The organism is Salinispora cortesiana, from assembly GCF_000484695.1.
GTDB classification, from domain to species: domain Bacteria; phylum Actinomycetota; class Actinomycetes; order Mycobacteriales; family Micromonosporaceae; genus Micromonospora; species Micromonospora cortesiana.
Map to the genome: position 1 here is coordinate 40,328 of NZ_AXVR01000001.1, position 26,395 is coordinate 66,722.

The window sequence follows — 26,395 nt, forward strand, 5'->3', positions numbered from 1 at the left end:
GGGTGTAGACAATGGCTATCCGTAAGTACAAGCCGACGACGCCGGGCCGGCGTGGCTCGAGCGTTGCCGACTTCGCCGAGATCACCCGGTCAACGCCGGAGAAGTCGCTGCTGGCCCCGCTGCCGAAGAAGGGTGGGCGTAACGCCCACGGGCGGATCACCGCCCGGCACCAGGGTGGCGGCCACAAGCGCCAGTACCGAATCATCGACTTCAAGCGGGTCGACAAGGACGGCGTGCCGGCGAAGGTCGCGCACATCGAGTACGACCCGAACCGCACCGCGCGGATCGCGCTGCTGCACTTCCTGGACGGCGAGAAGCGGTACATCCTCGCACCGAAGGACCTGAAGCAGGGCGACATCGTCGAGTCGGGTCCGGGCGCCGACATCAAGCCGGGCAACAACCTGCCGCTGCGGAACATCCCGGTCGGTCTGACTATCCACAACGTGGAGCTGCGTCCGGGCGGCGGTGCCAAGCTGGCCCGCTCCGCGGGGACGGGAATCCAGCTGCTCGGTCGGGAGGGCGCCTACGCGACCCTGCGTATGCCTTCCGGTGAAATCCGCCGCGTTGACGTGCGCTGCCGGGCCAGCATCGGTGAGATCGGCAACGCCGACCAGTCAAACATCAACTGGGGCAAGGCCGGCCGGATGCGGTGGAAGGGCAAGCGCCCGACCGTCCGTGGTGTGGCCATGAACCCGGTCGACCACCCGCACGGTGGTGGTGAGGGTAAGACCTCTGGTGGCCGTCACCCGGTCAACCCGCAGGGTAAGCCCGAGGGCCGTACCCGCCGTAAGGGCCAGCCGAGTGACCGGCTGATCGTCCGCCGTCGCTACGCCACGCGTAAGCGCGGCTGAGGGAGATAAGAGATGCCTCGCAGCCTGAAGAAGGGCCCGTTCATCGACGACCACCTGCTCAAGAAGGTGGAGACGCAGAACGACAAGGGCACCAAGAACGTCATCAAGACCTGGTCGCGGCGCTCGACGATCATCCCGGAGATGCTGGGTCACACGATCGCTGTGCACGACGGACGCAAGCACGTCCCGGTGTTCGTGACCGAGGCGATGGTCGGGCACAAGCTCGGCGAGTTCGCGCTGACCCGCACGTTCAAGGGTCACGAGAAGGACGACCGGAAGAGCCGTCGGCGCTGACGCCGCGGGCATACGGATAGAGGAACAAGGGGTTACAGCGATGCCAGGAAAGGGCGACGCTCCGGTGCTTCCGGGCGCGCGGGCGGTTGCGCGGTACGTGCGCATCTCGCCGATGAAGGCGCGCCGGGTGGTCAACCTCGTCCGCGGCCTGCCCGCGAAGGAGGCGCTCACGGTGCTGCAGTTCGCGCCACAGGCCGCGAGCGAGCAGGTGTACAAGGTACTCGCGAGCGCGATCGCCAACGCGGAGAACAACGAGCGGCTGGACCCCGACGCGCTGCTCGTCCGCGAGGCGTTCGTGGACGAGGGCCCGACGATGAAGCGGTTCCAGCCGCGCGCCCAGGGCCGGGCGTACCGGATCCGGAAGCGCACCTGTCACATCACGGTGGTGGTTGAGGCGGTCGCGCCGGCTGCGCCGAAGAAGGCGGCGGCGAAGAAGGCGGCCCCGGCGAAGGAGACCACGCCAGCTGCGACCGAGAGCAAGACGGAGGGTGCCGAGTAATGGGTCAGAAGGTTCACCCGCACGGGTTCCGGCTCGGCATCTCGACCGACTGGAAGTCGCGCTGGTTCGCGGACAAGCTCTACAAGGACTACGTCGGCGAGGATGTCAAGATCCGGCGGATGATGTCCAAGGGCCTGGAGCGGGCGGGAATCTCCAAGGTCGACATCGAGCGCACCCGGGACCGGGTTCGCGTCGATATCCACACTGCCCGGCCGGGTATCGTGATCGGCCGTAAGGGTGCCGAGGCCGACCGGATCCGCGGCAAGCTGGAGAAGCTGACCGGCAAGCAGGTCCAGCTCAACATCATCGAGGTGAAGAACCCCGAGTCGGACGCGCAGCTCGTCGCGCAGGGCGTGGCCGAGCAGCTGTCCAGCCGGGTCAGCTTCCGTCGGGCGATGCGCAAGGCCATGCAGTCGGCGATGAAGAACCCGGTCTGCAAGGGCATCCGGGTGCAGGTGTCGGGGCGGCTCGGCGGTGCCGAGATGAGCCGGACCGAGTTCTACCGCGAGGGCCGGGTCCCGCTGCACACGCTGCGGGCCAACATTGAGTACGGCTTCTTCGAGGCCCGGACCACCTTCGGCCGGATCGGTGTGAAGGTTTGGATCTACAAGGGCGACGCGGTGCCGGGCCGGGAGACCCCGGCCGAGGCTCCGTCGCGTCCGCGCCGGGAGCGCGGCGACCGTTCGGAGCGTCCGCGTCGTGGTAGGTCCGGTTCGTCCGGCACCACCGCTGGTGGCACCGAGGCCGGCCGAGCCGCCGCGACCACCATCGCGCAGGCGGCCGAGACGCCGAGCGGCGAGTCGGTGGACGCTGGCGCGGTCGCGTCGGCCGCTACCCAGCCGGCAGAAACGCAGCAGGAGGGCTGACAGATGCTGATGCCGCGCAAGCCCCCGAAGGGCTTCCGCAAGCCGCACCACCCGGACCGCAGTGGCGCGTCCAAGGGCGGTAACCGGGTGGTGTTCGGCGAGTTCGGGATCCAGGCTCTCGAGCCGGCCTACGTGACCAACCGCCAGATCGAGTCGGCGCGTATCGCGATGACCCGGCACATCAAGCGTGGTGGCAAGGTCTGGATCACGATCTTCCCGGACCAGGCGCTCACCAAGAAGCCGGCGGAGACCCGGATGGGTTCCGGTAAGGGCTCCCCTGAGTGGTGGGTCGCGAACGTGAAGCCGGGGCGGGTTCTCTTCGAGATGTCCTTCCCCAACGAGCAGATCGCGCGTGAGGCGATGCGTCGCGCGATCCACAAGCTCCCGATGAAGTGCCGGATTGTTACACGCGAAGTGGGTGAATCCTGATGGCAGCGGGCGTTAAGGCCGCCGAGCTGCGTGAACTCTCCGAGGAGGAGTTGGTCACGAAGCTGCGCGAGGCTAAGGCGGAGCTGTTCAACCTCCGCGTGCAGGCCGCAACCGGGCAGCTGGACAACAACCGGCGGCTGCAGGTCATTCGTCGGGAGATCGCCCGGATCTACACGATCATGCGTGAACGCGAGCTGGGGCTCTCGGCCGCGCCGACTGAGGTGACTGCAGGATGAGCGAGAACACCACCGCGACCACGCGGGCCCGCCGGAAGGTTCGTGAGGGTCTCGTGGTCAGCGACAAGATGGACAAGACCGTTGTCGTCGAGGTCGAGGACCGCGTCAAGCACGGGCTGTACGGCAAGATCATGCGCCGCACCAGCAAGCTGAAGGTCCACGACGAGCAGAACTCGGCCGGCATCGGCGACCGGGTCCTGATCATGGAGACCCGGCCGTTGTCTGCCACCAAGCGGTGGCGGCTCGTGGAGATCCTCGAGAAGGCCAAGTAGCGAAGGCTCGAGCTCGGCCGGTTCCGGTCGGGCGCAGGTTCCGCCAGGCTCCGGCCGCCGTGGTGCGGCCGGAGAACCGGCAGACATAGGAGATAGACGTGATTCAGCAGGAGTCGCGACTGCGCGTCGCCGACAACACGGGTGCCCGGGAGATCCTGTGCATCCGGGTGCTCGGCGGCTCCGGTCGGCGCTACGCGAGCATCGGCGACGTCATCGTGGCCACCGTCAAGGACGCGATCCCGGGTGCCGGTGTCAAGAAGGGCGATGTCGTGAAGGCGGTCGTCGTCCGTACCGCCAAGGAGAAGCGGCGGCCGGACGGCTCGTACATCCGCTTCGACGAGAACGCCGCCGTCATCATCAAGGACGGTGGGGATCCGCGTGGCACCCGTATCTTCGGCCCGGTTGGCCGGGAGCTGCGGGACAAGCGGTTCATGAAGATTATCTCTCTCGCGCCGGAGGTGTTGTGACCGTGAAGGTCAAGAAGGGCGACACGGTCGTCGTCATCGCCGGCAAGGACAAGGGTGCCAAGGGCAAGGTCATCGCGGCCTACCCACGGCAGGACAAGGTCCTGGTCGAGGGCGTGAACCGGGTCAAGAAGCACACCCGCATCAGCACCACCCAGCGTGGCGCGAAGACCGGTGGCATCGTCACCCAGGAGGCTCCGATCCACGTTTCGAACGTGATGGTCTTGGACTCCGACGGCAAGCCGACCCGGGTCGGTTACCGGATCGACGACAATGGCCAGAAGGTCCGCATCGCGCGTAGCACCGGTAAGGACCTGTGATGACCACGGCTACCGAAACCAAGACCATGCCGCGCCTCAAGGAGCGGTACCGTAACGAGATCGTGGGCCAGCTGCGGGAGCAGTACAAGTACGGCAACCCGATGCAGGTGCCGCGCCTGGTCAAGATCGTCGTCAACATGGGTGTCGGCGAGGCTGCTCGGGACGCCAAGTTGATCGACGGTGCCGTCCGCGACCTGGCCACCATTACCGGCCAGAAGCCGCAGGTTAGGCGGGCCACCAAGTCCATCGCGCAGTTCAAGCTGCGGGAGGGCATGCCGATCGGCGCGAAGGTCACTCTGCGCGGCGACCGGATGTGGGAGTTCCTGGACCGGCTGCTCTCCATCGCGCTGCCGCGGATCCGGGACTTCCGCGGTCTCGATGGGCGCAAGCTCGACGGGAACGGCAACTACACGTTCGGTTTGACCGAGCAGTCGGTGTTCCACGAGATCGACCAGGACAAGATCGATCGCCAGCGGGGCATGGACATCACGGTGGTCACCACCGCCACGACCGACGATGAGGGCCGGGCGCTGCTCAAGTTCCTGGGCTTCCCGTTCAAGGAGAACTGAGATGGCCAAGAAGGCGCTGATCCTCAAAGCGGCCGCGAAGCCGAAGTTCTCGGTTCGCGCGTACACCCGCTGCCAGCGGTGCGGGCGTCCGAAGGCGGTCTACCGCAAGTTCGGTCTCTGCCGGGTCTGCATCCGGGAGATGGCCCACCGCGGTGAGCTGCCCGGCGTGTCCAAGGCTTCCTGGTAATAGCCCGGCGCGCTCCGCGCGTCAGCTGCACTGTCTCTTCGCCGTAGGCCCGGGACTGCCCGGGAACCCCGGCGAGAAAGGTTGACGAGTTTAATGACGATGACCGACCCGATCGCAGACATGCTCACGCGTCTGCGTAACGCCAACCAGGCGTACCACGACCGGGTGACGATGCCTTACTCGAAGATCAAGGCGAATATCGCCGAGGTCCTCAAGTCCGAGGGGTACATCAGCACCTGGTTGGTCGAGGAGCCCGAGGAGAGCGCCGTCGGCAAGCGACTGGTCGTCGAGCTGAAGTACGGCCAGAACCGCGAGCGGAGCCTGGCCGGCATCAAGCGCGTGTCCAAGCCCGGCCTTCGGGTGTACGCCAAGTCGGGTGAGCTCCCGCGCGTGCTCGGTGGGCTTGGCGTGGCGATCATTTCGACGTCCCAGGGGCTGCTCACCGATCGGCAGGCCCGCAAGCGGAGCGTTGGCGGGGAAGTCCTCGCCTTCGTCTGGTAACGGGAGACAGGTAGAAATGTCGCGTATTGGACGTAAGTCGATCCCGGTGCCAGCCGGCGTTGACGTCACGATCGCCGGCCAGACCGTCACGGTCAAGGGCCCCAAGGGCGAACTCTCGCACACCATCGCCGAGCCGATCACTGTCGAGCGGGCGGAGGACGGGCAGCTGAACGTGGCTCGCCCGAACGACGAGCGCAAGGCCAAGGAACTGCACGGACTGAGCCGTACCCTGGTCGCCAACATGATCATCGGTGTGACCGAGGGTTACCGGAAGAGTCTGGAGATCGCGGGCACCGGTTACCGGGTAACCGCGAAGGGCAAGGACCTCGAGTTCGCGCTCGGGTTCTCGCACCCGGTCACCGTGGTGGCACCGGAGGGCATCTCCTTCTCGGTAGAGAAGCCGACGTTGTTCCACGTGGCCGGCATCAACAAGCAGCTGGTCGGTGAGGTCGCCGCGAACATCCGGAAGATCCGTCCGCCGGAGCCCTACAAGGGCAAGGGCGTGAAGTACCAGGGTGAAGTGATCCGCCGTAAGGCCGGAAAGGCAGGTAAGAAGTGAGCGCCACGCTGCTCAAGCGTCGCCGCGGTGTCGCCGCCAAGCGCGCCGTCGGGCGGGCGCGCCGGCACTTCCGGGTCCGCCGGCAGGTCAGTGGGACGCCCGCGCGTCCCCGCCTGGTGGTCACCCGTTCGCTGCGGCACATCGTCGCCCAGATCGTGGACGACACCAAGGGGCACACCCTGGTGTCGGCCTCGACCCTGGATGCCTCGCTGCGGGGCGCCGAGGGCGACAAGAGTGTTCTGGCCGGCAAGGTCGGCGTTCTGCTCGCCGAGCGGGCGAAGGCCGCTGGTATCGCCAAGGTCGTCTTCGACCGCGGTGGCAACCGGTACGCGGGGCGGGTCGCCGCGCTGGCCGACGCCGCCCGCGAAGCCGGGCTCGAGTTCTGACAAACCCCGTCACGAGAGAGAAGGAAGGCTGCTGATGCCAGGTCAACAGCGCCGTGGCGGCGGGTCCGGTGGCAACGAGGGTGGTCGCCGCGACAACCGCCGTGAGGGCGGCCGCGGAAACGCGCCCGTCGAGAAGACCCCGCACCTTGAGCGGGTCGTCGCAATCAACCGCGTCGCAAAGGTCGTGAAGGGTGGTCGTCGCTTCAGCTTCACCGCCCTGGTGATCGTGGGCGACGGCGACGGCACCGTCGGTGTGGGCTATGGAAAGGCCAAGGAGGTGCCCGCGGCGATCGCCAAGGGTGTCGAGGAGGCCAAGAAGCACTTCTTCAAGGTGCCGCGGATCGGTCAGTCGATCCCGCACCCGGTGCAGGGCGAGGACGCCGCTGGTGTCGTGCTGCTGAAGCCGGCTTCGGCCGGTACCGGCGTCATCGCCGGTGGCCCGGTCCGTGCCGTGCTGGAGTGCGCCGGCATTCACGATGTGCTCTCCAAGAGCCTCGGGTCGTCCAACCCGATCAACATCGTGCACGCCACGCTGGCGGCGCTGAAGGGGCTTGAGTCCCCCGAGGCTGTCGCGGCCCGACGGGGCCTGCCGGTTGAGGACGTTGCGCCGGCGGCGATGCTGGCATCGCGGGCGGAGGTGGCGTCCTGATGGCTCGCCTGAAGGTCACCCAGGTCCGGTCCGAGATTGGGACCAAGCAGAACCAGCGGGACTCGCTGCGTTCGCTCGGGCTCAAGCGGATCAATGACGTGGTGGTCAAGGAGGACCGTCCGGAGATTCGCGGCATGATCTTCACGGTCAACCACCTCGTGAAGGTCGAGGAGGTCGAGTAATGACGATCAAGGTCCACCACCTGCGTCCGGCGCCGGGTGCCAAGATGGCCAAGACCCGGGTGGGTCGTGGTGAGGGCTCCAAGGGCAAGACCGCCGGTCGCGGTACCAAGGGGTCGAAGGCCCGGAAGAACATCTCGGCGGCGTTCGAGGGTGGGCAGATGCCTATCCACATGCGCTTGCCGAAGATGAAGGGCTTCAAGAACAAGTTCAAGGTGACCTTCCAGGTCGTAAACCTGGAGCGGCTCGCCGAGCTGTTCCCGAACGGCGGCCAGGTTGGCCCGGCCGAGTTGGTCGACGCCGGCGCGGTCCGCAAGGGGCAGCCGGTCAAGATTCTCGGGACCGGCGACCTCGGTGGCGTGACTCTCCAGGTCTCGGCGCAGGCGTTCAGCGCGTCGGCCAAGGAGAAGATTACCGCTGCCGGTGGTTCGATCACCGAGCTGTAAGAGTTCTGCGGCGTGGGCAGGTCGGGAAGAAGCCGACCTGCCCACGCCGTAGCTCGTTGGCCGTCGTTGTGCGGCGTGCGCCTCGTTTTCGGGAAACGTGAAGGGGCTCCGATTTTTGGCTGCGGTGTGGTCGGCCGGCTGATCGAAGTATCGGAGAGTCGCACAGCTTTTGGTAATGCTGATCGTGACCGCTTTCAGTTTTGTTTCCCGAAGGAGTGAGACCCCTAGTCTTGCGGCCCACCTACGGCGCGGCTGCGGTAGCTTCGGGAAATGCGGCCGCATTGATCGCGGGTAGATTTCTTTCCAATTGACCGACGGGCAGCGTAAACCTTGTTTCCAGGTCCTGCCGCGTTGTGGTCTGGGCGCACTCGGAGCTTGGCGCGGGCAATGGTCGGCGATGTCACTTTGGCACTCGCGTGGCGCACCTGATATGGACTTCACCGATCATGGTGATGGTGCGGGTGAGGCCTGGATGGACCGCGGCGAGCGCCAGCCTGCTGGCTGCAGCAAGGCCGAGGCTGAGATCGGGACCGAGACGAGACCGGTGCCGTGACCGGGCTCGAGGCTGGGATTGAAGCCGAGGCGAGACCAGGGGTGGGGCGCAGGGGAATCGCCCGTAGCTGTTCGCTATAGTTGGCAACAATTCTGCACGCTAGCGCACGGGTGGTGCCGGGTCAATAGAAGATTATAGACTTGATAATTCGGTGCGTCGCTCTCTTGTGGCATGACGCGCGCGTAGACTGCTCTGGGCCCCCGATGTGGGAGGCCGTGGAGGTTCGGTCCCTCGTCTGTCCGCTTCGTATGCCGCGGCCGGCAGAACGAGACATGTAGGCACCCAGTGGTGTGGTGTTGGGCAAGCCTGTTAAGGTGTGACCTCGGCGTCGTCTAGGTCGCCAGTCTGATGGTGCCCGTGTTGGCGAATGGCCACGCGGCCTTCGCGCAGGAGGAAGAACTTGCTGTCTGCCTTTCTCAGTGCGTTCCGTACGCCTGACCTGCGCAAGAAGCTGCTGTTCACGATCGGTATCATTGCGATCTACCGCCTCGGCGCTGCGCTGCCCAGCCCCGGTGTGTCGTACACCAACGTGCAGAAGTGCATCGATGCGACCCAGGGCAGCACCGGTGTGCTGAACCTGCTCAACCTCTTCTCCGGTGGAGCGTTGCTGCAGCTCTCGGTCTTCGCGCTGGGCATCATGCCCTACATCACCGCGTCGATCATCCTGCAGCTGTTGACTGTGGTGATCCCCCGGTTGGAGCAGCTCCGTAAGGAGGGCCAGGCCGGCCAGGCGAAGATCACGCAGTACACCCGCTACCTGACCCTCGGGCTCGGTGTCCTGCAGGCGTCGGCCTTCGTGGCGCTGGCCCGCTCCGGGCAGCTCTTCAACAACCAGTGTGACCAGTTCCCGATCATCCCGGAAGGGACCGGTATCCCGGACTGGCTGACCCTGAGCATCCTGGTCATGACGATGACCGCGGGCACCGGCGTGGTGATGTGGCTCGGCGAGCTGATCACCGACCGGGGCGTCGGCAACGGTATGTCCGTGCTGATCTTCACCTCGATCGCGGCCCGGCTCCCCGCCGAGGGCTGGACGATCAAGGAGAGCCAGGGCTGGGCCAAGTTCCTGCTCGTCGTCGCTCTGGTCCTGGTCATCATCACCGCGGTCACCTTCATCGAGCAGTCGCAGCGGCGGATCCCGGTGCAGTACGCCAAGCGGATGATCGGCCGGCGGATGTACGGCGGCACGTCCACCTACATCCCGTTGAAGGTGAACCAGGCGGGTGTCATCCCGGTCATCTTCGGCTCCTCACTGCTCTACCTGCCGCAGTTGGCCCTGCAGTTCTTCGACCAGACCGACCCGGGCCAGACCCAGGTGTGGATTCAGAACAACCTGGTCGATCCGACCAGCCCGATCTACATCGTGGTCTACTTCCTGCTGATCATCTTCTTCACGTACTTCTACGTCTCGATCACCTTCAACCCGACCGAGGTCGCGGACAACATGAAGAAGTACGGCGGTTTCGTCCCGGGTATCCGTCCGGGCAAGCCGACCGCCGACTACCTCGACTTCATCCTCAGTCGGATCACCCTGGCCGGCGCGCTCTATCTGGCCGTCGTCTCGATCCTGCCGAACTTCTTCTTCATCTGGCTTGACCGCCAGCAGTACCTGAACTTCCCGTTCGGTGGTACCGCAGTGCTGATCATGGTTGGTGTTGGTCTCGAGACCACCAAGCAGATCGAGAGCCAACTGATGCAGCGGAACTACGAAGGGTTCCTGCGGTAGATGAGACTCGTTCTGGTTGGCCCGCCGGGAGCGGGTAAGGGCACGCAGGCAGAGTTCGTCGCCGCACACCTCGCGGTGCCGAAGATCTCGACCGGGGACATCTTCCGGTCCAACGTCTCGCAGGGCACGCCCCTCGGGGTCGAGGCCAAGCGGTACATGGACGCCGGCGAGTTGGTGCCGGACGAAGTGACCATCAACATGGTCCGGGACCGGCTCGCCGAACCGGACGCCGGTGCGGGGTTCCTCCTCGACGGCTTCCCGCGGACCACCCCACAGGCGGCCGCGCTGGACAAGCTCCTCGTTGACCTGGGCGCCGCGCTGGACCTGGTGCTGGAGCTGGTGGTTGACGACGACGAGGTCATTCGGCGCCTCTCCGGCCGGCGTACCTGCCGGGGCTGCGGCAAGGTCTGGCATGTCGAGTTCGACGCCCCCAGTCAGGAGGGGCGCTGCGACCGGTGTGGCGCCGAGCTGTTCCAGCGCGACGATGACAAGCCGGAGACCATCGCCACCCGGTTGCGGGAGTACGCGGACAAGACCGCGCCACTGGTGGACTACTACGGCGCCCAGAGCAAGCTGGTGGGCATCGACGCCACCGGCCCGGTGGAGGATGTCACCGTGCGTGCGATCGACGCTCTGCGGTCCTACAGCGGCTGAGCCGCAGCACCGCGGATAGAGACCCGGTAGCGGGGTACGTGGCGGCGTGCCCCGCTCTTCGGTGAGAGAGGTTTACCCCGATGCGTCGTCCCCAGCTGGATATCCAGCTGAAGACCCCTGACCAGATCGAGAAGATGCGCGCTGCCGGGCTGGTGGTCGCGGAGGCGTTGCGCCGGATGCGGGAGGCGGTGGCTCCCGGCGTCAGCACCGCGGAGTTGGACGCGATCGCCGAATCGACGATCCGGGCGGCGGGCGCCACCCCATCCTTCCTGGGCTACCACGGCTTCCCCGCCTCGATCTGCGCGTCTGTCAACGAGCAGGTCGTGCATGGCATCCCGGCCCCCACCCAGGTGCTCCGGGACGGAGACATCATCTCCCTCGACTGCGGTGCGGTGCTGGACGGTTGGCATGGGGATGCGGCCATCACCGTCGCGGTGGGCGAGGTGGAGCCGGCGTTACTGAGGATGGCCGCGGTCGCCGAGGACGCGATGTGGGCCGGCATCGCCGCGGGCGCCCGCGGTGCTGCCAGTGGCAAGGGACGGCTTACCGACATCTCCCACGCCGTCGAGACGGCGGTCCGCAAGGGCGGGCGGTACGGCATCGTTGACGGGTATGGCGGGCACGGAATCGGCACCGAGATGCACCAGGATCCGCACGTGCTCAACCACGGCCGCCCGGGTAGGGGTCCTCGGCTGGTATCGGGTATGGCGCTCGCCATCGAGCCGATGATCACGCTGGGCTCGCCCCGGACGGCGGAGCTGGCCGATGGCTGGACGGTGGTGACGCGGGACGGCTCCCGGGCGGTGCACGTGGAGCACAGCATGGCACTGTTGCCGGACGGGGTGTGGGTGCTGACCGCGGTTGACGGCGGGCGGGAGCGCCTCGGTGACCTGGTAACCGCCCGGCAGCCGGCGGTTGCCGGCTGAGTAGCGGTCCGAGACCGGGCCTGTGGCCAGCCCGAGACCCGGGCCTGTGGCCGGCCCGAGGGCAGCCCAGGAACGGCCCTCGGCTGAGGAGCTGTCCGGCCCGCCAGCCGGCTGGCCGAGCTGCCGGCCGATTGGGCACTCGCCGTCGTGGCGGGCGCCGCCGATGGTCCCGGGCCGGTGGTGACCCGGGTGGGCTTCCTCTGGTCCGGCTGGTGACCGCCATTGCATCTTCCGACCTCGGCTGGTGATCCCGGTGGTGCGGCGGGTTGCGTCTCCAACGGGCCGTGGTTGGTGGAACCGGCCGCTCGGCTCCGCGGTAGCCCTAGCCGGTGACAGCCCCGGGTGTTGACGTGGTGCTCTGGCCCGCTTCTCAGCAGCCGGACGGGGTCGGCGATGACTACCCGATCGCCCGGTTCGGCGAGGTCAATTGCCGGGTTGGGTGGTCGGTTTGGCGACGGCGCACGGGCCGGCGTACACTTTCTGATCGGCGCACAGCGTCCACTCCGGCATGCCCGCCCGCGCTTCGGTGGGTGCTGGAGCCGCGGCTGGCGCGGGTCACCTGATTTCGATCAGTCATCCCGTGAAAGACGTTGTGGGCCGTCCGGAGCAACCGACGTCAGGACAGCGGAGGACATGCCGAAAAAAGACGGAGCCATCGAGATCGAGGGCCGGGTCATCGAGCCCCTGCCGAACGCCATGTTCCGGGTGGAGCTCGCGAATGGGCACAAGGTGCTGGCTCACATCAGCGGCAAGATGCGGCAGCACTACATCCGTATCCTGCCGGAGGACCGGGTCGTCGTCGAACTTTCGCCGTACGACCTGACCCGAGGGCGCATCGTCTACCGCTACAAGTAAGCCTGACGGCGGCCGGGTGAATCCCGTGTCCGTCTTCGTCGCCCGGAGCCGCGTTCGTCGCGTCGCCGGGCCAGATCGGAAGTAAGGCAACCGTGAAGGTCAAGCCGAGCGTCAAGCGGATCTGCAACAAGTGCCGGGTGATCCGCCGGCACGGCCGGGTCATGGTCATCTGCGCCGACCCGCGCCACAAGCAGCGTCAGGGCTGACTGTCCGGCCGGTCGTGCCAACGACCGGTCGACACCGGCCCCGGCCGCAGATTCCGTCACAACACAGCACATGCTCGTTCCAGCCGCAGGAGTGCGCAGCGCGTACCTCGTCGTGGTTAACCCCCGGTCGGAGGCCGGGGCCCGCTCGGGCAGCGACCGAACCGGTCGCCGGCGTCGGTATCGGCGTCGGAGAACGGGATGGGTCGGTAGCGGGATGGGACGGGACCACACCTCCGCCAGAAACCACGAGGAGTACGCCCGCACATGGCACGGCTAGTCGGCGTGGATCTCCCCCGCGAGAAGCGGTTGGAGATCGCGCTCACCTACATCTTCGGCGTGGGTCGCACCCGCGCTCTGGAGACGCTCGGCGCCACCGGCATCTCGCCGGACAAGCGCGCCCGGGACCTCACGGACGAGGAGCTCGTGCAGCTCCGCGACCACATCGAGGCCAACTACAAGGTCGAGGGTGACCTGCGCCGCGAGGTCGCCGCGGACATCCGTCGCAAGGTCGAGATCGGCTGCTACGCCGGTATCCGGCACCGCCGGGGCCTACCGGTTCGTGGTCAGCGGACGCGGACCAACGCCCGCAGCCGCAAGGGCCCGAAGCGGACCGTCGCCGGCAAGAAGAAGCCCGGCAGGAAGTAATAGGAGCGCAGAAGACTTATGCCACCGAAGGCTCGTGCCGGAGCCGCCGTCAAGAAGGTCCGGCGCAAGGAACGCAAGAACGTCGCCCACGGCCAGGCGCACATCAAGAGCACCTTCAACAACACCATCGTGTCCATCACGGACCCGACCGGTGCGGTCATCTCCTGGGCCTCCGCCGGCCAGGTTGGCTTCAAGGGCTCCCGCAAGTCGACTCCGTTCGCCGCGCAGCTGGCCGCCGAGGCCGCCGCGCGTCGCGCGATGGAGCACGGCATGCGCAAGGTCGACGTGTTCGTCAAGGGCCCCGGCTCCGGCCGGGAGACCGCCATCCGTTCGCTGCAGGCCGTGGGGCTGGAGGTCGGTCAGATCTCCGACGTGACCCCGCAGCCGCACAACGGGTGCCGTCCGCCGAAGCGTCGCCGGGTCTGAGAGGTAGGAAGAGATGGCTCGTTACACCGGTGCTGACTGCCGCCGTTGCCGGCGGGAGAAGATGAAGCTGTTCCTCAAGGGCAGCAAGTGCGATGGCCCGAAGTGCCCGTTCGAGTCCCGGCCGTTCCCGCCCGGACAGCACGGCCGTGGCCGCACGAAGGAGACGGAGTACCTGCTCCAGCACCGCGAGAAGCAGAAGGCCCGCCGGGTTTACGGCGTGCTGGAGAAGCAGTTCCGCGGCTACTACGATGAGGCCGTCGCGAAGCAGGCCAAGACCGGTGAGGTTCTCCTGCAGATCCTCGAGTCGCGGCTGGACAACGTGGTCTACCGGGCCGGCTACGCCAAGTCCCGGGACATGGCCCGGCAGCTGGTCAAGCACGGTCACTTCACGGTGAACGGCAAGAAGGTCGACATCCCGTCGTACCGCGTCAAGGAGCACGACATCATCGAGGTCCGGGGCAAGAGCAAGGAGCTCACCCCGTTCCTGGTGGCGCAGGCCGAGGCCGGCTCCAAGAGCGTGCCGGCGTGGCTGGAGGCCATTCCGAGCCAGATGAAGGTGCTCGTGCACTCGCTCCCGAGCCGCCAGGTGATTGACACCCAGGTCCAGGAGCAGCTGATCGTCGAGCTCTACTCCAAGTAGGCGCTCGGGTGGTGGTCCGCCCCTTTTCGGGGCGGACCACCACAACGGTGTGTCGTGGGCGTCATATGGCGGGCGCCCCGGAAGAAAAGAGAAGAGATGCTCATCTCCCAGCGGCCCTCGCTCTCCGAGGAGTCGATCAACGAGACCCGGTCCCGGTTCACCATTGAGCCGCTGGAGCCCGGCTTCGGCTACACCCTGGGCAACTCGCTGCGTCGGACGCTGCTGTCGTCCATCCCCGGCGCGGCGGTGACCTCGATCAAGATCGATGGTGTGCTGCACGAGTTCACCACGATCCCCGGGGTCAAGGAGGATGTGGTCGAGCTCGTCATGAACATCAAGGAGCTCTGCGTCAGCTCCGAGCATGACGAGCCGGTCAGCATGTACCTGCGTAAGCAGGGCCCGGGTGACGTGACCGCAGGTGACATCCAGCCCCCGGCTGGCGTCTCGGTGCACAACCCGGACCTGAAACTCGCCACCCTCAACGGCAAGGGCCGGCTCGACATGGAGCTGACCGTCGAGCGGGGCCGTGGCTACGTCACCGCGGCGCAGAACAAGCAGGCGGGTGCCGAGATCGGTCGGATTCCGGTCGACTCGATCTACTCGCCGGTGCTCCGGGTCACCTACCGGGTCGAGGCGACCCGGGTCGAGCAGCGGACCGACTTCGATCGGCTGATCATCGACGTCGAGTCCAAGCCGTCGATGGGGCCCCGCACGGCCCTGGCCTCGGCCGGTTCCACGCTGGTCGAGCTCTTCGGCCTGGCTCGGGAGCTGGACGAGACCGCGGAGGGCATCGACATCGGGCCGTCCCCGCAGGACGCCCAGCTGGCAGCGGATCTGGCGCTGCCGATAGAGGAGCTGGACCTCACCGTCCGCTCCTACAACTGCCTCAAGCGCGAGGGCATCAACACCGTTGGTGAGCTCATTGGGCGTACCGAGGCTGACCTCCTCGACATCCGTAACTTCGGCCAGAAGTCGATCGACGAGGTCAAGATGAAGCTCGCTGGGATGGGCTTGGGGCTGAAGGACTCGGCCCCGAACTTCGACCCGGCGAACGTCGTGGACGCCTTCGGTGAGGCCGACTACGACACCGAGGACTACCGCGAGACTGAGCAGCTGTAAGCGCGGCTGAGGATTGACGAGGAGCACCGAGAATGCCCACGCCCACCAAGGGTGCCCGCCTCGGCGGCAGCCCGGCGCACGAGCGGTTGATGCTGGCCAACCTGGCCACGTCACTGTTCCAGCACGGCAAGATTCAGACCACCGAGACCAAGGCCCGGCGGCTGCGCCCGCTCGCGGAGCAGCTGATCACCAAGGCGAAGCGCGGTGACCTGGCCGCCCGGCGTCGGGTGCTCGCGGTCGTCAAGGACAAGGACGTGGTCTACACCCTGTTCGACCAGATCGCGCCCCGGTACGCCAACCGCAACGGTGGCTACACCCGGATCGTGAAGACCGGTCCGCGGAAGGGTGACGCCGCTCCGATGGCGATCATCGAGCTGGTCGAGGAGCTCGTGGTCGCGGAGCCGAAGGCGAGCAAGAAGACCGCCGGCCGCAAGGCCGCGCAGCAGGACAAGGTCGAGGCGCTCGCCCCGGCTGAGGAGACCCCGGCGACCAGCGGAGACCAGGACGCCGAGGCGCCCGTCTCGGCCTCGGGTGACACCGCTGCGGCCCGCGCGGACAGCGACCTCGCTGTCGAGGAGAACAACGAGCAGAACAAGGCCTGATCGGCCAGGCTCCCGTCGGGCCCGACACCCACCCGGGTGTCGGGCCCGACGCGTGGAAGGGGACAGGAGTGCAGGAGCGCACCCGGGTACGGCTGGATGTCTCGTACGACGGCACCGACTTCTCCGGCTGGGCGGTCCAGCCGCAGCGGCGTACGGTCGCTGGTGCCCTCGTGGCCGCGCTTGACCTGGTGCTCGGTGCCGGTGCGGCGACCGGGCTGACCGTCGCCGGCCGGACCGATGCCGGCGTACACGCCACCGGGCAGGTCTGCCACGTCGACCTGCGGACCGAGGTGTGGCACCAGCACGAGAACACCCTGCTGCGGCGGCTGGCCCGGCTGCTCCCCACCGACGTCCGGGTACGGGCGATGACGGGAGCGCCGGACGACTTCGACGCGCGCTTCTCGGCGACCTTCCGGCGGTACGAGTACCGGGTCACCGACGCGCCCTGGGGCGCCGAGCCGTTGCAGCGGCACGACACCCTGGCCTGGCCGAGCCGGCTCGACCTGGCCGCGCTGAACGCGGCCGCCGACGGACTGGTGGGGGAGCACGACTTCGCCGCATACTGCCGGCGTAAGGAGAACGCGACGACGCTGCGGGAGGTGACCCGGCTGGACTGGCGGCGCGCCCCGGACGGGATTCTCGTGGCGACCGTGCAGGCCGACGCCTTCTGTCAGGCGATGGTGCGCAGTCTGGTCGGTGCGATGCTGGCCGCCGGGGACGGCCGCCGCCCCGCTGACTGGCCGGCCGGTCTGCTCACCCGTCGGGAGCGCGCCAGCGAGGTGAACGTCGCCCCGGCACACGGCCTGACCCTGGTCGCGGTGGGCTACCCGGACGACCCGGCCGAGTATGCCCGTCGGGCTAGCCTGACCCGCCGGTTGCGGGTGCCGCCGCCGGCCTGAGGCGGGGCGTTGGCGGGGCCGGTGCGAGAATCGACGGTGTGACCGGCGACCACTATTTCACCGCTCAACCGGCGACTGCCGCCCAACCCCGGGAGGTGGTCTTCTCCGCGGCCGGCCGCGACTACACGCTGGCCTCCGCCGGTGGTGTCTTCTCCGCCGGGCGGCTGGACCCGGGGACGGCGGTGCTGCTGCGCAAGGCCGAGCTACCGGCGCCGGAGAGCACCGGTCAGCTGCTCGATCTCGGCTGCGGCTTCGGACCGATCACGTCTGTGCTCGCCACCTCGGCGCCGTCGGCCACCGTCTGGGCCGTCGACGTCAACGAGCGGGCTCGGGAGCTGACCATGGCCAACGCCGCGCGGGTCGGGGCCGCGGGCCGGGTCCGGGTGGCCCCGCCGGACGCGGTTCCAGCAGCGGTGACCTTCGACCAGATCTGGTCGAATCCGCCGATCCGGATCGGCAAGACCGAGCTGCACCAGCTCCTGCTGCGCTGGCTGCCCCGGCTCGCACCGGACGGGGTGGCCTGGTTGGTTGTCGCCCGGCACCTCGGCGGTGACTCGTTACACCGCTGGCTGGCCGAGCGGGGCTGGCAGGTAGCGCGGCCGGCGAGCCAGAAGGGCTACCGGGTGCTGCGGGTGACCCGGTAAAACGGGTTGGCCCGGCCGGGTTGGCCCGGCAGGATGCCTTCGTGGGTTATGTGGACGTAGCAGCAGTTGGGCACTGGCTACCCGACGGGCGACAGCTCTTCGCCGATGTGTCGTTCCGGGTCGGCGATGGTGCCAAGGTCGCCCTGGTCGGGCCGAACGGCGCGGGCAAGACGACGCTGCTGCGCATGGTCGCCGGCGACCTGCCGGTGCGGCGCGGCGCGATCGCCCGGGCCGGTGGGCTGGGCGTGATGCGTCAGTTCATCGGGATGATCGGTGACGAGTCAACCCTCGCTGACCTGGCTCTCTCCCTCGCCCCGCCCCGGCTGCGCGAGGCTGGTCAGCGGGTCGCAGGTACCGAGACGGCGATGCGGGCGGCCGAGGTGCGCGGCAAGTACAGCACCGCCGCCGGCAAGGCCCAGCTCGCGTACGCAGACGCGCTCGCCGCCTGGGGGGAGGCCGGCGGGTACGACGCGGAGGTGCTCTTCGACACCGTCACCACGATCGTGCTCGACCTGCCGTGGGACACGGCGCGGCACCGTCCGGTCCGGACGCTCTCCGGCGGCCAGCAGAAGCGCTTCGCCCTGGAGCTGCTCCTGCGTGGTCCGGAAGAAGTGCTCCTGCTCGACGAGCCGGACAACTTCCTCGACGTGCCCGGGAAGCGCTGGTTGGAGGCGCGGCTGCGGGAGTCCGGCAAGTCGGTGCTGTACGTCTCGCACGATCGGGAGTTGCTGGCCCGCACCGCGGACCGGGTGGTGGCCGTCGAGGGTGGTGGCGCGTGGGTGCACCCGGGTGGCTTCGCCAGCTGGCACGAGGCCCGGGTCGCCCGGCACGACCGCCTCGACGAGCAGCGTCGGCGGTGGGACGAGGAACACCAGAAGCTGCGGGAACTGATGCTGATGTACAAGCAGAAGGCCGCGTACAACTCCGGGATGGCCTCTCGCTACCAGGCCGCCCAGACCCGGTTGCGGAAGTTCGAGGAGGCCGGGCCGCCGCCCGTACCCCCGAAGGAACAGGACATCCGGATGCGGCTGGCCGGCGGCCGGACCGGTAAGCGTGCCCTGATCTGCGAGCAGTTGGAGCTCGACGGTCTGACCTACCCCTTTGACCTGGAGCTCTGGTATGGCGACCGGCTCGCCGTGCTCGGTGCCAACGGGACCGGGAAGTCGCACTTCCTCCGCCTGATCGCCCGGGGCGGAACCGATCCCGATCCGGTGAATCAGCCGGTTGACGGTGGTGCGGGGCTCGCACCCGTCGGGCATGACGGGGTGGCCCGCCTCGGTGCCCGGGTCCGGCCCGGTCACTTCTCCCAGACCCATGACCGGCCGGAGCTGATGGAGCGGACGCTGGTCGACATCCTGTGGCGGGGCGACGAGCACCGTGCTGGGATGGACCGGCACGCGGCGATGGCCGCGCTGTCTCGGTATGAGCTGGCCGGGCAGGGGGACCAGCGGTTCGGCACCCTCTCCGGTGGCCAGCAGGCTCGTTTCCTGGTGCTGTTGCTGGAGTTGTCCGGGGCGACCATGCTGCTGCTCGACGAGCCGACGGACAACCTGGACCTGGCCTCGGCGGAGGCGCTCGAATCGGGGCTGGCCGCGTTCGCGGGGACGGTGGTGGCGGTGACCCATGATCGATGGTTCACCCGTTCATTTGATCGATTCTTGCTGTTCCAAGGGGACGGCGAGGTGGTGGAGGTCGCCGAGCCGGTCTGGGAGGTGGCCTGAGCGCGAGCGGCATAGGGTGGATTTCGTGACTGAGATGACGTATCGCCGGTTGGGCGACTCCGGGCTCGTGGTGTCCGCAGTCGGCATCGGCTGCAACAACTTTGGCCGCCGGGTCGACCTGGACGGGACTCGGGCGGTGGTGGAAGCCGCCCTCGATTCCGGGATCAACTTCTTCGACACCGCCGACATCTATGGTGCTCCGCCGGGTAGCTCCGAGGAACTCCTCGGCCAGGTGCTCAAGGGGCGCCGAGAGGATGTGGTGATCGCCACCAAGTTCGGTATGGACATGGACGGCCATAACGGACCGGACCACGGCGCCCGCGGTGCCCGGCGCTACGTCATGCGGGCGGTGGAGGCGTCGCTGCGTCGGCTGCAGACCGACCACATTGACCTGTATCAGATGCATGAACCGGACCCGGGCACCCCGATCGACGAGACGCTCGCCGCACTGGACGATCTGGTCACCGCGGGCAAGGTGCGCTACCTGGGTAACTCCAACTTCGATGGCTGGCAGATCGCCGATGCGGACTGGGTCGCCAGCTCGCGCGGACGGACCCGGTTCATCTCCGCGCAGAATCACTACTCGCTGCTCGAACGGGGCGCCGAGGCCGAGGTCGTCCCGGCGTGTGAGCGGTTCGGGCTTGGCCTGCTGCCCTTCTTTCCCCTCGCCAACGGCCTGCTCACCGGCAAGTACAAGCGGGGCGAGGCAGCGCCGTCGGGCAGTCGTCTCGCCGGTGGTGGCCGGTACGCGGCCCGGCTGGCCGCCGCTAACTGGGACACCATCGAGGCGCTCGAGGGCTATGCGGCCGAGCGCGGGCTCAGCCTGCTTCAGGTCGCCATCGGCGGGCTCGCCGCCCAGCCCGCGGTGGCCTCGGTGATCGCTGGTGCCACTACCCCCGACCAGGCTCGGGCCAACGCGGCGGCGGGTGCCTGGGTGCCCGAAGCCGGCGATCTGGCGGCCCTGCGGGCGGTGCTCGACGGCTAGCAAGCCGGAGACTCGGCCTCCCACCGTCCCGACGGTGGGAGGCCGAGCCGCGTCCGGGGTGCCGCCGGCGGTGGCCGGTCCGCCCCTCGCCAAGACGGCCCACCCCGGGGCCGTCTTGGCAGGCTGACGGCGGCTGCCGTACGGTGGCAGGCAAGTGACCCACGGGAGCCCGGTAGACCGGGCTGAGAGGGGGGCTGGGAGCCCCCGACCGTTGAACCTGATCCGGGTAGTGCCGGCGCAGGGAGGAGAGTTGCCGTGTCGTCCCTTGGACGCTTACATCTGATTACCGATGCCCGCTCTGGGCACAATCCACTCACTGTGGTGCAGGCGGCCCTGTCGGTGGCCCGCACCGAACTCGTCGTCCAGGTCCGGGTGGCCGACGATGCGACCGACCGGCAGGCGTACGACCTGGCCCGCCGGGTGATCGCGCTCTGCGCCCGGTACGGCGCGGCCTGTCTGGTGAACGACCGACTGCACGTGGCCCTGGCGGTTGGTGCTGCCGGTGGTCACGTGGGCGCCGACGACCTGCCGGTCGGGGCGGCCCGTACGGTGCTCGGCTCCGCCGCCGTCCTCGGTGCCACCGCTCGCGACGCGGACACCGCTGTCGAGGCGGTCGCCGCCGGGGCCAGCTACCTCGGGGTCGGACCGGTTCACTCCACCACCTCAAAGAAGGGTCTGCCGCCCGCGATCGGCGTGGCCGGGGTAGGAGCGGTCGCCGCCGCGGTCAGCGTGCCGGTGATCGCCATCGGGGCGGTGACCGCGGCGGACGTGCCTGCCCTGCGGGCAGCCGGGGCATACGGAGTGGCGGTGATCGGCGCGCTCTCGCAGGCCGCCGACCCCGCCCGGGCCACCGCCGCACTGATGGAGGCACTGACGTGGTGAGCAAACCTCCCGGCACCTCCCGGGGCAGCAACCCGAACTCGCTGTCGACGCCCGACGTTGCGGTGGTCGGGGCGGGGCCGATCGGCTTGGCCATCGCCTGGCGGTGCGCGGCGCGCGGGCTGCGGGTCGTCGTACACGACCCGGATCCTGGTTCGGGTGCGGCGAACGCCGCCGCGGGGATGCTCGCACCGGTCGCCGAGGCGTACTTCGGTGAGCACGAGCTGACCGGCCTGCTCACCGAGTCGGCGGCGCGCTGGCCGGCGTTCGCCGCCGAGTTGGCCGCCGCCGCCGGCACCGACGTCGGTTACCGCAGCGAGGGCACCCTGATGGTCGGGCTCACCACCGACGATCTCGCGGTGGCCCGCCGGCTCTGGGCGTACCAGCAGGGGCTGGGGCTGCCGGTCACTCCACTGCGCCCCTCCGAGCTACGAGACCGGGAGCCGGCGCTGTCGCCCCGCCTGCGGGGCGGCGCCTACGCCGGCACCGACCACCAGGTGGACCCGCGGCGGCTGATCTCGGCGTTGCGCACCGCCACCGAGCGGGCCGGGGGAGTGCTGGTGCCGACGCCGGTCCAGCGGTTGACCGAGGTGACCGCGGGGACCACGGTGGTCGCGGCCGGCTGCGGCTCCGCCGCGCTGACCGGGTTGCCGGTCCGCCCGGTCAAGGGACAGGTGCTTCGGCTCCGCGCCCCCGAGGCACCGGGCTTCCAGCATGTGATTCGGGGTTTCGCCGACGGGGAGCAGGTCTACCTCGTCCCGCGGCCGGACGGGGAGGTCGTGGTCGGGGCGACCTCGGAGGAGCGCACCGACACCATGGTGACCAGCGGTGCGGTGTTGCGGCTGCTCCGGGCCGCCACCGACCTGGTGCCCGAGGTGGCCGAGTATGAGCTGGTCGAGGCGCTCGCCGGGCTCCGTCCGGGCAGCCCCGACAACGCGCCGATCCTCGGTCCGCTGCCCGGGCGGCCGGCGGTGCTCGCCGCGACCGGGCACCACCGGCACGGGATCGTGCTCACCCCGGTCACCGCCGACCTGATCGCCGACCTGATCGTCACCGGTACGCCGGATCCACTGCTCGCTCCCTTCACCCCGGAGCGCCTCGGGCCGGTCGCGGCCGCGGCGGGTTCGCCCGCCCCGGCGCACGGATCCGCCGCGGCCCGGCTGAACCCACAGGAGGAATCGTGGAGCTGATGGTGAACGGCGGCGGGCGTAGCCTGCCCGCCGGAACGACCCTCGCGGACCTGGTCCAGGTGGTGACCGACCAGGAGCGTGGCCTGGCTGTCGCCGTCAACGGCGAGGTCGTGCCGCGCGGTGGCTGGCCGGCCACCCTGCTGCGCGACGGGGACCGGGTCGAGGTGCTCAGCGCCGCGCAGGGCGGGTGAGCGGGGTGACCTTCGAACTGGGTGGCGTGTCGATCTCGTCGCGCCTAGTCCTCGGCACCGGCGGGGCCGCCAACCTCACTGTCCTGGAAGAGGCGATCCGGGCCTCCGGCACCAGCCTGGTCACCGTGGCGCTGCGCCGGGTGGACACCACCGGGGGCCCCTCGGGTGGCCTACTGGACCTGATCGACCGCTGCGGGGTCCGGCTGCTACCCAACACCGCCGGCTGCTACACGGCGGGCGAGGCGGTGAAGGTGGCCCAGCTGGCCCGGGAGGCATTCGAGACCGACTGGGTGAAGCTTGAGGTGATCGGTGACGAGCGCACCCTGCTGCCCGACGGCGTGGAGCTGCTGCGGGCTGCGGAGGAGTTGGTCGCCGACGGGTTTACCGTGCTGCCGTATACCTCCGACGACCCGATTCTGGCCCGTCGGCTCGCCGATGTCGGCTGCGCGGCGGTGATGCCGGCGGGTGCTCCGATCGGATCGGGGCTCGGGGTGTCGAATCCGCACCACATCCGGCTCATCCGGCAGAGCGTGCAGGTGCCGGTGATCTTGGATGCCGGGATCGGGACCGCCTCCGACGCGGCGCTCGCCATGGAGCTGGGTTGCGACGCGGTACTGCTGGCCAGCGCAGTGACCCGGGCCGCCGACCCGGTGGCGATGGCGACCGCGATGCGGTACGCGGTCGATGCCGGCCGGCTCGCGTACCGGGCCGGCCGGATCCCGCGTCGCTTCCACGCCCTCGCCTCCACCTCCGACGATGGGCGGCCGGAGCTGTGACCGGGCCGAGCGGCCTGGTGCTGCTCACCGACCGCCGGGCGGCGCGGCGACCACTCGTCGAGGTCGTCGCCGACGCCGTGGCCGGCGGCCTGCGCTGGGTGGTGTTGCGGGAGCGGGATCTGCCGCGGGTCGAGCGTGCCGCCCTCGCCGGTGCACTGCGCCGGGTCCTCACCCCGGTCGGTGGCACCCTGGTTGTCGCCGGCCCGGACCCGCTCGGCGGAAGCGCCGTTCACCTGCCGGCGGCGGGTCCGTATCCGCCACCCCGACCGGGCCTGACCGGCCGTTCCTGCCATGACGAGGCGGAGCTGGGTCGACTCACGGTCGAGGACTACGCCATGGTCTCCCCGGTCTATCCGACGCGGACGAAGCCCGGCTACGGCCCGCCGCTGCTCCCGACCGGACTGGCCACGTTGATCGAGGTCTGCCCGGTCCCAGTGGTGGCGCTGGGCGGGATCGAGACGGCCGGGCAGGTACGCGACTGTGTGACGGCGGGAGCGGTCGGGGTGGCGGTACTGGGTGCGATCATGCGGGCCGAGGACCCGTGCGCGGTCGCGGCCACCCTGCAGGGAGTCTTCGACACCGTCTCTAGTGGAGAGAGGCGGTGACGCCCCGTACCGTCCTCACCATCGCTGGCTCGGATTCTGGTGGGGGCGCCGGCATCCAGGCCGACCTGAAAGTCTTCGCGGCGCTGGGAGCGTACGGCACCAGCGTTGTCACCGCCGTCACCGCGCAGAACACCCGCGGCGTTGACGCCGTTCTGCCGTTGCCCCCACCGACCGTTACCGACCAATTGGAGAGCGTGCTCGTCGATTTCTCGGTTCGGGCGGTGAAGACCGGCATGCTCGGTAGCCCCGGGGTCGCCGACGTGGTCGCGGTCGCGGCCCGGGAGGGTCGACTGCCGCGCCTCGTCGTCGACCCGGTGCTGGTGGCCACCAGTGGGCACCGGCTGGGCGCGGTCGCGGTAGTGGAGCGGTTGTTGCCGTACGCCCAGGTGGCGACGCCGAACCGGGCGGAGGCGGCGGCCCTCACCGGAGGCCGGGTGGAGACGGTCGAGGAGATGGTCGCCGCCGCGACGGCCCTCACCGCCGGCGGACCGGAGTATGTCGTGGTCACCGGCGGGGACGCCGAAGGGGACGAAGCTGCGGTGGACGTGCTCCACGGCGCGGGCGGCACCACCCTGCTCCGCGCTGCCCGGGTGCCGACCCGGCACAACCACGGGACAGGTTGCTCGTTCTCGGCGGCCGTCACTGTCCGGCTCGCCCTCGGTGATGCGGTGCCGGTGGCCGTCGCGGCGGCCAAGGAGTACGTGACCCGGGCGCTGATCGGCGCTCGGGACTGGGAGTTGGGCGCGGGACCCGGGCCGCTCGATCACTTCAGCTGGTCCGTCTGACCTATAGGGAGGCTGTCATGCAGAAACGTCGCAAGGTTTACGTCGAGGGGTCGCGGCCGGACATTCAGGTGCCGTTCGCCGAGGTCGACCTGACCGGGGACAACCCGCCGGTACGGCTCTACGACACCTCGGGGCCGGGTTCCGACCCGGAGGTGGGGCTGCCGCCGATGCGAGGCAAGTGGATCGCGTCTCGTGGGGACGTTGCCCCGGTGCGCGGGGCCGGTACGCCGCTGGCGGGGGTGGACGGCCAGCGGCCGACCCAGCTCGCGTACGCCCGGGCGGGTGTGGTGACGCCGGAGATGGAGTTCGTGGCGATCCGCGAGGGGGTGGCCCCGGAGCTGGTGCGGGAGGAGATCGCGACCGGCCGGGCGGTGCTGCCGCTGAACGTCAACCACCCGGAGTGCGAGCCGGCGATCATCGGCAAGGCCTTCCTGGTGAAGATCAATGCGAACATCGGTACCTCGGCGGTCACCTCCTCGGTCGCCGAGGAGGTGGAGAAGCTGACCTGGGCGACCCGGTGGGGTGCCGACGCCGTGATGGACCTGTCGACCGGTAAGCGGATCCACGAAACCCGGGAGGCGGTCGTCCGGAACTCCCCGGTGCCGATCGGCACTGTGCCGATCTACCAGGCGCTGGAGAAGGTGGGCGGCGATCCGGCGAAGTTGAGCTGGGAGGTGTTCCGGGAGACGGTCATCGAGCAGGCCGAGCAGGGCGTCGACTACATGACGGTGCACGCCGGGGTGCTGCTGTCGTACGTGCCGCTAGCTGTGGAGCGGGTGACCGGGATCGTCTCCCGTGGTGGTTCGATCATGGCGGCGTGGTGCCTGGCCCACCACGAGGAGAACTTCCTCTACACGAACTTCCGGGAGCTCTGCGAGATCCTGGCCCGCTACGACGTGACGTTCTCGCTCGGCGACGGGCTGCGCCCCGGCTCGATCGCGGACGCCAACGACGAGGCGCAGTTCGCCGAGCTGAAGACCCTCGGTGAGCTGACGAAGATCGCGTGGGAACACGATGTCCAGGTGATGATCGAGGGCCCGGGCCACGTGCCGATGCACAAGATCAAGGAAAATGTGGACCTCCAGCAGGAGTGGTGTCAGGAGGCGCCGTTCTACACGCTCGGTCCTCTGACCACGGACATCGCCCCCGCGTACGACCACATCACCTCCGCCATCGGCGCGGCGATGATCGGAATGTTCGGTACGGCGATGCTCTGCTATGTCACCCCGAAGGAGCACCTCGGGCTGCCGGACCGGGACGACGTGAAGGCCGGCGTGATCGCGTACAAGATCGCTGCGCACGCCGCGGATCTGGCCAAGGGGTACCCCGGTGCTCAGGCCTGGGACGACGCGCTCTCCAAGGCGCGGTTCGAGTTCCGCTGGGAGGACCAGTTCAACCTCGCGTTGGACCCGGAGACCGCGCGCGCCTACCACGACGCCACCCTGCCCGCCGAGCCGGCGAAGACGGCCCACTTCTGTTCGATGTGCGGCCCGAAGTTCTGCTCCATGAAGATCACCCAGGAGCTGAAGGAGTACGCGGCGCGTGGCATGAAGGACAAGTCGGAGGAGTTCGTCGCCTCCGGCGGTCGGGTCTACCTGCCGCTGGCCTGATCTTCCACCCACCCGTGGCACCCTGACGTTTGGTCGGGGCGCCACGGGTGG

The 26,395-nt window shown here is 68.9% G+C and carries 38 protein-coding genes and 1 riboswitch; all 38 genes read left to right on the forward strand.

Annotation, left to right across the window (positions count from 1 at the left end):
* Positions 1-11 precede the first annotated feature (11 nt).
* The 38 genes from rplB to thiC all read left to right on the forward strand — a co-directional run bounded on the left by rplB (position 12) and on the right by thiC (position 26,344).
* Positions 12-851 (forward strand): 50S ribosomal protein L2, encoded by an 840-nt coding sequence (gene rplB, locus K228_RS0100200; protein ID WP_018222583.1) that lies wholly within the window; start codon positions 12-14, stop codon positions 849-851.
* A 12-nt stretch (positions 852-863) separates the two neighbouring features.
* Complete coding sequence (gene rpsS, locus K228_RS0100205) at positions 864-1,145, forward strand: 30S ribosomal protein S19 (protein ID WP_012015121.1); 282 nt, start codon at positions 864-866, stop codon at positions 1,143-1,145.
* A 40-nt stretch (positions 1,146-1,185) separates the two neighbouring features.
* On the forward strand, positions 1,186-1,644 hold the full coding sequence (gene rplV / locus K228_RS0100210) for a 50S ribosomal protein L22 (protein WP_025616599.1): 459 nt from the start codon (positions 1,186-1,188) through the stop codon (positions 1,642-1,644).
* Positions 1,644-2,510, forward strand: a complete 867-nt coding sequence (rpsC, locus tag K228_RS0100215; protein ID WP_025616600.1) for a 30S ribosomal protein S3 — start codon at positions 1,644-1,646, stop codon at positions 2,508-2,510. Before rplV ends, rpsC begins: the two co-directional genes overlap by 1 nt.
* 3 nt (positions 2,511-2,513) lie before the next feature.
* Positions 2,514-2,939, forward strand: coding sequence for a 50S ribosomal protein L16 (gene rplP / locus K228_RS0100220; RefSeq protein WP_007465292.1), 426 nt, complete (start codon positions 2,514-2,516; stop codon positions 2,937-2,939).
* Entirely contained in the window at positions 2,939-3,175 is a 237-nt protein-coding gene (gene rpmC / locus K228_RS0100225) for a 50S ribosomal protein L29 (RefSeq protein WP_012015118.1), read from the forward strand. Before rplP ends, rpmC begins: the two co-directional genes overlap by 1 nt.
* Positions 3,172-3,447, forward strand: coding sequence for a 30S ribosomal protein S17 (rpsQ, locus tag K228_RS0100230; protein WP_012015117.1), 276 nt, complete (start codon positions 3,172-3,174; stop codon positions 3,445-3,447). The genes rpmC and rpsQ overlap by 4 nt, the downstream gene beginning before the upstream one ends.
* 98 nt (positions 3,448-3,545) lie before the next feature.
* Positions 3,546-3,914 carry a 50S ribosomal protein L14 gene (gene rplN, locus K228_RS0100235; protein WP_007073026.1) on the forward strand — a complete coding sequence of 123 codons (369 nt, stop codon included), beginning with the start codon at positions 3,546-3,548 and terminating at the stop codon, positions 3,912-3,914.
* On the forward strand, positions 3,911-4,231 hold the full coding sequence (rplX, locus tag K228_RS0100240) for a 50S ribosomal protein L24 (RefSeq protein WP_013288626.1): 321 nt from the start codon (positions 3,911-3,913) through the stop codon (positions 4,229-4,231). Before rplN ends, rplX begins: the two co-directional genes overlap by 4 nt.
* Positions 4,231-4,800, forward strand: coding sequence for a 50S ribosomal protein L5 (rplE, locus tag K228_RS0100245; protein ID WP_018222587.1), 570 nt, complete (start codon positions 4,231-4,233; stop codon positions 4,798-4,800). The genes rplX and rplE overlap by 1 nt, the downstream gene beginning before the upstream one ends.
* A gap of 1 nt (position 4,801) precedes the next feature.
* Positions 4,802-4,987, forward strand: coding sequence for a type Z 30S ribosomal protein S14 (locus K228_RS0100250; protein WP_007073023.1), 186 nt, complete (start codon positions 4,802-4,804; stop codon positions 4,985-4,987).
* A gap of 93 nt (positions 4,988-5,080) precedes the next feature.
* Positions 5,081-5,488: a 30S ribosomal protein S8 gene (gene rpsH / locus K228_RS0100255; protein ID WP_018217053.1), complete on the forward strand. Its 408-nt coding sequence runs from the start codon at positions 5,081-5,083 to the stop codon at positions 5,486-5,488.
* Between the two features lie 16 nt (positions 5,489-5,504).
* Complete coding sequence (gene rplF / locus K228_RS0100260; protein ID WP_025616601.1) at positions 5,505-6,047, forward strand: 50S ribosomal protein L6; 543 nt, start codon at positions 5,505-5,507, stop codon at positions 6,045-6,047.
* Positions 6,044-6,433, forward strand: a complete 390-nt coding sequence (gene rplR, locus K228_RS0100265; protein WP_025616602.1) for a 50S ribosomal protein L18 — start codon at positions 6,044-6,046, stop codon at positions 6,431-6,433. The genes rplF and rplR overlap by 4 nt, the downstream gene beginning before the upstream one ends.
* 34 nt (positions 6,434-6,467) lie before the next feature.
* Positions 6,468-7,082, forward strand: a complete 615-nt coding sequence (rpsE, locus tag K228_RS0100270) for a 30S ribosomal protein S5 (RefSeq protein ID WP_012015111.1) — start codon at positions 6,468-6,470, stop codon at positions 7,080-7,082.
* Complete coding sequence (gene rpmD / locus K228_RS0100275) at positions 7,082-7,264, forward strand: 50S ribosomal protein L30 (RefSeq protein ID WP_012015110.1); 183 nt, start codon at positions 7,082-7,084, stop codon at positions 7,262-7,264. Before rpsE ends, rpmD begins: the two co-directional genes overlap by 1 nt.
* Positions 7,264-7,707: a 50S ribosomal protein L15 gene (gene rplO / locus K228_RS0100280; RefSeq protein ID WP_018252461.1), complete on the forward strand. Its 444-nt coding sequence runs from the start codon at positions 7,264-7,266 to the stop codon at positions 7,705-7,707. Before rpmD ends, rplO begins: the two co-directional genes overlap by 1 nt.
* A 953-nt stretch (positions 7,708-8,660) precedes the next feature.
* On the forward strand, positions 8,661-9,986 hold the full coding sequence (gene secY / locus K228_RS0100290; protein ID WP_025616603.1) for a preprotein translocase subunit SecY: 1,326 nt from the start codon (positions 8,661-8,663) through the stop codon (positions 9,984-9,986).
* Complete coding sequence (locus K228_RS0100295; RefSeq protein ID WP_025616604.1) at positions 9,987-10,640, forward strand: adenylate kinase; 654 nt, start codon at positions 9,987-9,989, stop codon at positions 10,638-10,640.
* 80 nt (positions 10,641-10,720) lie between these two features.
* Positions 10,721-11,566: a type I methionyl aminopeptidase gene (gene map / locus K228_RS0100300; protein ID WP_025616605.1), complete on the forward strand. Its 846-nt coding sequence runs from the start codon at positions 10,721-10,723 to the stop codon at positions 11,564-11,566.
* Between the two features lie 633 nt (positions 11,567-12,199).
* Complete coding sequence (infA, locus tag K228_RS0100305) at positions 12,200-12,421, forward strand: translation initiation factor IF-1 (RefSeq protein WP_007073013.1); 222 nt, start codon at positions 12,200-12,202, stop codon at positions 12,419-12,421.
* A gap of 92 nt (positions 12,422-12,513) precedes the next feature.
* Positions 12,514-12,627 carry a 50S ribosomal protein L36 gene (rpmJ, locus tag K228_RS0100310; protein ID WP_012015104.1) on the forward strand — a complete coding sequence of 38 codons (114 nt, stop codon included), beginning with the start codon at positions 12,514-12,516 and terminating at the stop codon, positions 12,625-12,627.
* 264 nt (positions 12,628-12,891) lie between these two features.
* Complete coding sequence (gene rpsM / locus K228_RS0100315) at positions 12,892-13,272, forward strand: 30S ribosomal protein S13 (protein WP_025616606.1); 381 nt, start codon at positions 12,892-12,894, stop codon at positions 13,270-13,272.
* An 18-nt stretch (positions 13,273-13,290) separates the two neighbouring features.
* Positions 13,291-13,698: a 30S ribosomal protein S11 gene (rpsK, locus tag K228_RS0100320; RefSeq protein ID WP_007073011.1), complete on the forward strand. Its 408-nt coding sequence runs from the start codon at positions 13,291-13,293 to the stop codon at positions 13,696-13,698.
* A gap of 13 nt (positions 13,699-13,711) precedes the next feature.
* Positions 13,712-14,338 carry a 30S ribosomal protein S4 gene (rpsD, locus tag K228_RS0100325; protein WP_018222594.1) on the forward strand — a complete coding sequence of 209 codons (627 nt, stop codon included), beginning with the start codon at positions 13,712-13,714 and terminating at the stop codon, positions 14,336-14,338.
* Positions 14,339-14,434: 96 nt separating this feature from the next.
* Complete coding sequence (locus K228_RS0100330; protein WP_018217041.1) at positions 14,435-15,457, forward strand: DNA-directed RNA polymerase subunit alpha; 1,023 nt, start codon at positions 14,435-14,437, stop codon at positions 15,455-15,457.
* A gap of 32 nt (positions 15,458-15,489) precedes the next feature.
* Entirely contained in the window at positions 15,490-16,059 is a 570-nt protein-coding gene (gene rplQ, locus K228_RS0100335) for a 50S ribosomal protein L17 (protein ID WP_025616607.1), read from the forward strand.
* A 68-nt stretch (positions 16,060-16,127) separates the two neighbouring features.
* On the forward strand, positions 16,128-16,958 hold the full coding sequence (truA, locus tag K228_RS0100340; RefSeq protein ID WP_025616608.1) for a tRNA pseudouridine(38-40) synthase TruA: 831 nt from the start codon (positions 16,128-16,130) through the stop codon (positions 16,956-16,958).
* Positions 16,959-16,996: 38 nt separating this feature from the next.
* The gene (locus K228_RS0100345) at positions 16,997-17,602 is read left to right on the forward strand and encodes a class I SAM-dependent methyltransferase (protein WP_025616609.1); all 606 of its coding nucleotides are present in this window, start codon (positions 16,997-16,999) and stop codon (positions 17,600-17,602) included.
* 41 nt (positions 17,603-17,643) lie between these two features.
* Positions 17,644-19,323 carry an ABC-F family ATP-binding cassette domain-containing protein gene (locus K228_RS0100350; RefSeq protein ID WP_025616610.1) on the forward strand — a complete coding sequence of 560 codons (1,680 nt, stop codon included), beginning with the start codon at positions 17,644-17,646 and terminating at the stop codon, positions 19,321-19,323.
* Between the two features lie 16 nt (positions 19,324-19,339).
* Positions 19,340-20,308, forward strand: coding sequence for an aldo/keto reductase (locus K228_RS0100355; protein WP_025616611.1), 969 nt, complete (start codon positions 19,340-19,342; stop codon positions 20,306-20,308).
* A gap of 151 nt (positions 20,309-20,459) precedes the next feature.
* A riboswitch (TPP riboswitch) is annotated at positions 20,460-20,569 on the forward strand.
* On the forward strand, positions 20,564-21,190 hold the full coding sequence (locus K228_RS0100360; RefSeq protein ID WP_025616612.1) for a thiamine phosphate synthase: 627 nt from the start codon (positions 20,564-20,566) through the stop codon (positions 21,188-21,190). (Overlaps the previous riboswitch by 6 nt.)
* Positions 21,184-22,377, forward strand: coding sequence for a glycine oxidase ThiO (gene thiO, locus K228_RS0100365; protein WP_025616613.1), 1,194 nt, complete (start codon positions 21,184-21,186; stop codon positions 22,375-22,377). The genes K228_RS0100360 and thiO overlap by 7 nt, the downstream gene beginning before the upstream one ends.
* Positions 22,368-22,568, forward strand: coding sequence for a sulfur carrier protein ThiS (gene thiS, locus K228_RS0100370; RefSeq protein ID WP_025616614.1), 201 nt, complete (start codon positions 22,368-22,370; stop codon positions 22,566-22,568). Before thiO ends, thiS begins: the two co-directional genes overlap by 10 nt.
* On the forward strand, positions 22,565-23,344 hold the full coding sequence (locus K228_RS0100375; protein ID WP_025616615.1) for a thiazole synthase: 780 nt from the start codon (positions 22,565-22,567) through the stop codon (positions 23,342-23,344). The genes thiS and K228_RS0100375 overlap by 4 nt, the downstream gene beginning before the upstream one ends.
* Entirely contained in the window at positions 23,341-23,949 is a 609-nt protein-coding gene (locus K228_RS0100380; RefSeq protein WP_025616616.1) for a thiamine phosphate synthase, read from the forward strand. Before K228_RS0100375 ends, K228_RS0100380 begins: the two co-directional genes overlap by 4 nt.
* Positions 23,946-24,734, forward strand: a complete 789-nt coding sequence (gene thiD / locus K228_RS0100385; RefSeq protein ID WP_025616617.1) for a bifunctional hydroxymethylpyrimidine kinase/phosphomethylpyrimidine kinase — start codon at positions 23,946-23,948, stop codon at positions 24,732-24,734. Before K228_RS0100380 ends, thiD begins: the two co-directional genes overlap by 4 nt.
* A 17-nt stretch (positions 24,735-24,751) precedes the next feature.
* The gene (thiC, locus tag K228_RS0100390) at positions 24,752-26,344 is read left to right on the forward strand and encodes a phosphomethylpyrimidine synthase ThiC (protein ID WP_033776327.1); all 1,593 of its coding nucleotides are present in this window, start codon (positions 24,752-24,754) and stop codon (positions 26,342-26,344) included.
* Positions 26,345-26,395: the final 51 nt, after the last annotated feature.

Coding starts and splice junctions, on each gene's coding strand:
- rplB (WP_018222583.1), top strand. CDS start 12: ATGGCTATCCGTAAGTACAAGCCGACGACGCCGGGCCGGCGTGGCTCG.
- rpsS (WP_012015121.1), top strand. CDS start 864: ATGCCTCGCAGCCTGAAGAAGGGCCCGTTCATCGACGACCACCTGCTC.
- rplV (WP_025616599.1), top strand. CDS start 1,186: ATGCCAGGAAAGGGCGACGCTCCGGTGCTTCCGGGCGCGCGGGCGGTT.
- rpsC (WP_025616600.1), top strand. CDS start 1,644: ATGGGTCAGAAGGTTCACCCGCACGGGTTCCGGCTCGGCATCTCGACC.
- rplP (WP_007465292.1), top strand. CDS start 2,514: ATGCTGATGCCGCGCAAGCCCCCGAAGGGCTTCCGCAAGCCGCACCAC.
- rpmC (WP_012015118.1), top strand. CDS start 2,939: ATGGCAGCGGGCGTTAAGGCCGCCGAGCTGCGTGAACTCTCCGAGGAG.
- rpsQ (WP_012015117.1), top strand. CDS start 3,172: ATGAGCGAGAACACCACCGCGACCACGCGGGCCCGCCGGAAGGTTCGT.
- rplE (WP_018222587.1), top strand. CDS start 4,231: ATGACCACGGCTACCGAAACCAAGACCATGCCGCGCCTCAAGGAGCGG.
- K228_RS0100250 (WP_007073023.1), top strand. CDS start 4,802: ATGGCCAAGAAGGCGCTGATCCTCAAAGCGGCCGCGAAGCCGAAGTTC.
- rpsH (WP_018217053.1), top strand. CDS start 5,081: ATGACGATGACCGACCCGATCGCAGACATGCTCACGCGTCTGCGTAAC.
- rplF (WP_025616601.1), top strand. CDS start 5,505: ATGTCGCGTATTGGACGTAAGTCGATCCCGGTGCCAGCCGGCGTTGAC.
- rpsE (WP_012015111.1), top strand. CDS start 6,468: ATGCCAGGTCAACAGCGCCGTGGCGGCGGGTCCGGTGGCAACGAGGGT.
- rpmD (WP_012015110.1), top strand. CDS start 7,082: ATGGCTCGCCTGAAGGTCACCCAGGTCCGGTCCGAGATTGGGACCAAG.
- rplO (WP_018252461.1), top strand. CDS start 7,264: ATGACGATCAAGGTCCACCACCTGCGTCCGGCGCCGGGTGCCAAGATG.
- K228_RS0100295 (WP_025616604.1), top strand. CDS start 9,987: ATGAGACTCGTTCTGGTTGGCCCGCCGGGAGCGGGTAAGGGCACGCAG.
- map (WP_025616605.1), top strand. CDS start 10,721: ATGCGTCGTCCCCAGCTGGATATCCAGCTGAAGACCCCTGACCAGATC.
- infA (WP_007073013.1), top strand. CDS start 12,200: ATGCCGAAAAAAGACGGAGCCATCGAGATCGAGGGCCGGGTCATCGAG.
- rpsM (WP_025616606.1), top strand. CDS start 12,892: ATGGCACGGCTAGTCGGCGTGGATCTCCCCCGCGAGAAGCGGTTGGAG.
- rpsK (WP_007073011.1), top strand. CDS start 13,291: ATGCCACCGAAGGCTCGTGCCGGAGCCGCCGTCAAGAAGGTCCGGCGC.
- rpsD (WP_018222594.1), top strand. CDS start 13,712: ATGGCTCGTTACACCGGTGCTGACTGCCGCCGTTGCCGGCGGGAGAAG.
- K228_RS0100330 (WP_018217041.1), top strand. CDS start 14,435: ATGCTCATCTCCCAGCGGCCCTCGCTCTCCGAGGAGTCGATCAACGAG.
- rplQ (WP_025616607.1), top strand. CDS start 15,490: ATGCCCACGCCCACCAAGGGTGCCCGCCTCGGCGGCAGCCCGGCGCAC.
- thiC (WP_033776327.1), top strand. CDS start 24,752: ATGCAGAAACGTCGCAAGGTTTACGTCGAGGGGTCGCGGCCGGACATT.